The sequence below is a fragment of the Streptomyces sp. AM25 genome (assembly GCF_058146165.1).
The window spans coordinates 1-4,940 of record NZ_JBKIWN010000090.1; the positions used below are offsets into that span (position 1 = coordinate 1).

General features: G+C 68.8%; 4 protein-coding genes and 1 pseudogene. 3 read left to right on the forward strand and 2 right to left on the reverse strand.

From position 1 onward, the window contains the following. The first annotated feature begins 72 nt into the window (after positions 1 to 72). Genes ACLHRZ_RS36585 through ACLHRZ_RS36595 form a run of 3 tightly spaced genes read left to right on the forward strand, consistent with a single transcriptional unit; the run spans position 73 to position 2,526 of the window. On the forward strand, positions 73 to 369 hold the full coding sequence (locus ACLHRZ_RS36585) for a putative ATP-grasp-modified RiPP (RefSeq protein ID WP_490422907.1): 297 nt from the start codon (positions 73 to 75) through the stop codon (positions 367 to 369). A 7-nt stretch (positions 370 to 376) separates the two neighbouring features. Next, entirely contained in the window at positions 377 to 1,342 is a 966-nt protein-coding gene (tgmB, locus tag ACLHRZ_RS36590) for an ATP-grasp ribosomal peptide maturase (protein WP_490422908.1), read from the forward strand. Beyond that, positions 1,339 to 2,526: a methyltransferase domain-containing protein gene (locus ACLHRZ_RS36595; RefSeq protein WP_490422909.1), complete on the forward strand. Its 1,188-nt coding sequence runs from the start codon at positions 1,339 to 1,341 to the stop codon at positions 2,524 to 2,526. The genes tgmB and ACLHRZ_RS36595 overlap by 4 nt, the downstream gene beginning before the upstream one ends. Before the next feature lie 238 nt (positions 2,527 to 2,764). On the opposite strand, the gene ACLHRZ_RS36600 is transcribed toward ACLHRZ_RS36595, so the two are convergent. Together ACLHRZ_RS36600 and ACLHRZ_RS36605 are read right to left on the reverse strand one after the other, a co-directional pair. Next, the gene (locus ACLHRZ_RS36600) at positions 2,765 to 3,934 is read right to left on the reverse strand and encodes a Fic family protein (protein WP_490422910.1); all 1,170 of its coding nucleotides are present in this window, start codon (positions 3,932 to 3,934) and stop codon (positions 2,765 to 2,767) included. Positions 3,935 to 4,096: 162 nt separating this feature from the next. Then, positions 4,097 to 4,940, reverse strand: a pseudogene (locus tag ACLHRZ_RS36605) (hypothetical protein); the annotation flags it as partial.

Below are 4,940 nucleotides of genomic sequence, written 5' to 3' on the forward strand. Positions count from 1 at the left end.
CCCGGGTCAATTCCATGAGCGCCCACAGCCGGATCCCTGTCCTATCGACCTACCCGAACGAGAGAACCGGAAGTGACCACCGTTGCGCACCCGCGAGAAGTCTTCCCACTCGCCCCCGAAGGGGGGCGGCTCGTTCACAGCAGCGAGCCCCCGACCGACCCCACCACCCGCCCGTGGATCCTGCGCTTCGCGCAGACCCCCAACGCCTCACAGGCAATCGTCAAACCACCGGCGGTCTACGACGAGCAAGCGCAGATGTCCGTCGGCCTGTACGACGGCCCCCTGCCCTACATGGGCACGCACGACCCCACCATCCCGGACGGCAGCGTCAACAACCCGCCGCCCCTCGATGAAGGACCGAAGGACTGACGGTCACATGTCCACCGTCCTCGTGATCGCAGCCCGCGACGACTGGCCGACCGACCGCGTCGTGAAGGTGCTCGCGGAGCGAGGGGCAGCAGTGTTCCGCATGGACACCGCCGAGTTTCCGCAACAGCTCACCCTTGCCGGGCGTATCGACGCCCGGCAAGGGTGGGCCGGCGGACTCGCCACCCCGCACCGCACGGTCGACCTCGCCGACATCAGCGCCGTCTACTACCGCACGCCGAACATGTTCCGTCTGCCCGATGCCATGTCCGAGCCCGAGCGGAAGTTCGCCGCCGCCCAAGCCCGATCGGGTCTCGGCGGCGTGCTGTCCGCGCTCGACTGCCGATGGGTCTCCCACCCCGCCGCGATGTCCCGCGCCGAGTACAAGCCCATCCAACTCGCCGCCGCACGCGAGTGCGGCCTCACCATCCCCCCGACCCTGATCACCAACAACCCCGACGCCGTCCGCACGTTCGCCGGCGACACCGCCGGCCCACTGATCTGCAAACCCGTCACCTCCCCCGTCTTCATCGAGGCCGACGAACTGAAAGTCGTCTACACCCGCAAGCTCACCGAGCGGGACCTCGACGACCTGCGCGGCATCGACACAACCGCCCACCTCTTCCAAGCCTGGATCGACAAGGCACACGAGGTACGCCTCACCGTCGCCGGCGACCGCCTGCTCGCCGCGGAAGTCCACGCCTCAAGCACCGCAGGGCACATCGACTGGCGCAGCGACTACCGGTCGCTGACCTACCGCCCGACCGAAACTCCTGACGACGTCGCCGACGCGGTGCGACGGTTGATGGGCCGTCTCGGGCTCCGGTTCGCCGCGTGTGACTTCATCGTGTCGCCCACCGGTGAGTGGACGTTCTTGGAAGCGAACGCGTGCGGGCAATGGGACTGGATCCAGCACGCCACCGGCCTGCCCATCGCGGAAGCCATCGCCGACGAACTGCAAGGAGTCGCCGCGTGACCGACCCCACCCTCGACGCCGCACGCCCCTACATGGCCGCCCTCGCCGACGAGCTCACGAAGGCCGGCGTGATCCGCTCACCCCGGTGGGCCGAGGCCTTCGCCACCGTGCCCCGGCACGTGTTCGTCCCGGAGTGGTACGAACAGGAGACCAACGAGCGGGGCATCGCCGTGTGGCGCCGGCACCAGGCCGCCACCGCCGACGAGCAGCTCGCCCAGGTCTACCGCGACACCACCCTCGTCACCGCGCTGGACCCCGACACCGCCGAGCAGGTCGACGACACCGCATGGACCGGCATTCCCACCTCCTCCAGCACCCTCCCCAGTCTCATGGCCGGAATGCTGGAAGAGCTCACCGTGCATGACGGGCACCGCGTTCTCGAAGTCGGCACCGGCACCGGCTACAACGCCGCCCTGCTGTGCGCCCGCCTCGGGGACCGCACCGTCCACTCCGTCGACATCTCCCCCACCCTCGTCCAAACCGCGGAAACCCGCCTCGCCGAGATCGGCTACCGCCCACACCTCGCCGCCACCGACGGACAGGCCGGCCACCCCGCCAGCGGACCGTTCGACCGGATCATCGCCACCTGCTCCGTACCCGCCATCCCTCCGGCATGGATCGAGCAGACCAAACCCGGATCCGTCATCCACACCGACATCGCGCTCGGCGTCGAGGGCGGACTCGTCCGCCTCACCCTCGACGAAGAAACCCGCGCACACGGAAGGTTCACCGGCACAACCGGCCGGTTCATGGCCGCGCGTACCGATGCCCGCGCCTACTCTCACCCCCCTCGCGCCACCGCCGCCCACGAGGCCGGCACACGCCCAACCCCCGTCACAGCAAGCGACATCCAGACCAACTACCCTTTCCGCCTGCTGCTGGCGTTCCACCTCCCCGAGACCAGGCTCGTCTACCACCTCGACGACGCCGGCACCACGTCGATCCAGCTTCAGCACAGCGACGGCTCATGGGCCCGCGCCTCCCTCGCGGGGAGCGACACCGGGATCGTGACGTACGGCGGCGCCGACGAACTGTGGCAGCAGGTCGAGGACGCGTGGAAGTGGTGGAACGACACCGGCCGCCCCGCTCAGGACGAGTTCGGGTACGTCCGTGAACCGGACGGCCGCGCGTCCGTGTGGCACGTCCCCGATGGCCGCCGCTGGGAGCTCACGCCCGCTGGTTAACACCCCGCTACAGGCCCAAAACACCGAGGCCCCGGTCGGCTACCTCATGTCGAGGCGGCCGACCGGGGCCTGCGATCGACGTCGATCAGACGACCGGCTGCTCGCTGCTCGGAGCCATCAGCCCGAGGTGCCGGTGCAGGTCGTAGCGGGTGGCTCGGTACTGCCGGCCGTGGCGCAGCAGTCGAATCGGGTAGGCGCCCCGGCGGGTCAGAGTGCCGTCGGCGTAGTTCTGCCTGGTTCAGGGGCCGGGTGCGTAAGGGTCGGCGTAGGGCTCGACGGCCTGCCGGATCGTCTCCTGCGCGCTGGCCATGCGGGGCCCGGGGGCGTAGTAGCGGGAGCGTGCCTGGCCCTGGGCTTCGAGCCAGCCGAGGCGGACCAGCTCGCGGATGTCGCGGATGGCCTGCTGTTCGGACAGGGCGGCGTCGGCCTGGTAGACTGTACGGCGCACCTTCGAGCCCCAGAAGGCCGGCAGCAGTGCGTAGACCACGCGCTCGTCCAGGCCGTCGCGTTCGGCGGCTTCGCCGAGGTGGATCCAGGCGCGGGAGAGCAGGTCGGTGCGGCGTTGTGCCTGCTGGGCCTGGCGGTGGTGGGCTTCCAGGCAGAAGCGGATCCACGGGTGGGTGTCGCGGTCGGGGGTCCAGGTGGGGCCGCCGGCCTGTTGCAGGACGCGGTAGTAGGCGTAGGTGTTCTGGGCGCGGCCGAGCCATTCCTCGATGGAGGAGAACTCCGGCGGCAGCAGGCTCTCGGATTCCCGGGCGAAGACGAGGGTGGACACGGCGCGGGACATGCGTCCGTTGCCGTCCTTCCACGGGTGGATGTTCACCAGGTTCAGGTGCGCCATGGAGGCCCGTACGTGGACCGGGGCGTCGAGGTCACCGGTGTTGAGCCAGTCGATCAGCTCCCCCGTCAAGGCGGGCACGTCTTCGAAGTCCGGGGCGGTGTAGGCGGGGACGAGGGGGTCGTCGGGGCTGGTGACGAAGACCGGGCCGTCGCGCCAGCGGCCCGGCCGCTTGTCGAGGTGGTGGCCCTGCAGCATGAAGTGCAGCCCGTTGAGCAGGCCGGCGTCGTAGCGGAAGTCCTCGCCGGCGTCGGCGAGGGCCTGGATGTAGGTCATCGCCCGCTGGTAGCCCTCCAGCTCCACCCGGGTCCGCTCCGCCGTCTCCAGCGGCTCCTCCCCCGCCATCAGCGCCTCGACATCATCGACGGTGGCGGCGTAGCCCTCGATGGTGTTCGAACCGGCGATCGCGCGGGCCGTGAGGTTGCGCCGCAGCTGGCCGGACCAGCGGGGCTGCGCCCGCAGCTGATGGCGCAGGCGCATCCGCATCTGCTCGATCTCTTCAAGCACACGGTGGTCGTCGGCGTCCAGGGCCGGAGTCTTGTACAGCATGCCCATATGCCACCAGGACATGATCATCCTGTCAATCCCAAGTGGTCGGAGCCTGCTGTCCCGTCTTAAATGATCTGGCTCCGAGTTGGGATCCTGACCTGCGGCGACCAGTTCAGCTGAGACGTGGAGATGCCGGGAATCTCAGGTGATGTGGTCCCGGGCGGGTGAATGCCGGATGCTGTCTCAGTCGATCTGGTCCGGCTCCGCTGTTTCGAACTGATACCACGCCTGGGTCGTCAGCCACGATTGGTAGTCCCTGAAGATCTGCCCGAGGCCATCGGGCTGTTCTCGCGTGTTGAAGTACTCGCCGAGGAGCCGGTGGAGCGTGGTCACCGCTCTGGTGTCGGCCTGCTGTGTGAGCGGGTGGGCCCATCCGCCGGGGGCGAGGTGGCGGACGAGGATGGGCCAGGCCAGGTCGTGTCCTGTGCCGTGGCGGACGACGAGCCACTCCTGGAAGCCCGTGAGCATGTTCCAGTTGCTTCCGGCATCCAGGCCGAGGATGAAGGCGGTGGTCGAGGCGAAGGTGCCGTCGAGGCCGTGCCGGGTGGGCTCGCGGCGGACTGCGGTCAGTAGCTCCCGGTACTGCTTGAACACGGCGGTATGGAAGGTCTGTTGGGTGGCGGCGAGGTAGTTACCTGTGGTGAGTTCGGTGTGGCTGGTCAACGTGTCCGGGGTGTTGAGCGGGTGGCTGGACATGTAGCGGTGGACTGTTCCGTAGGAGACGGTGGCGTCGTGGTCATCCAGCAGCTTCTCCCAGACTTCCCTCACGGTGGGGAGCTGGCCGGCATGGGTGGCGGCGTGCTCGTTGAGGATGGCGTCGATGGTGGGGCCGACGCGTTCCTTGGCAGGGCCCACGATGGGGGGCCGTTTCTTTCGGGGTGGCGGTGTTGGCGACTTCAGGGCCTGCCGGACCGTGGCGTGACTGACGCGGTGGCGCCTTGCCAGATGAGAGACCGGTAGCTGCTCGGCTTGGGAGTCCTTGCGGATCGCCGCGAAGAGCAGGGCTGATTCATAGTCCTTTGGGCGT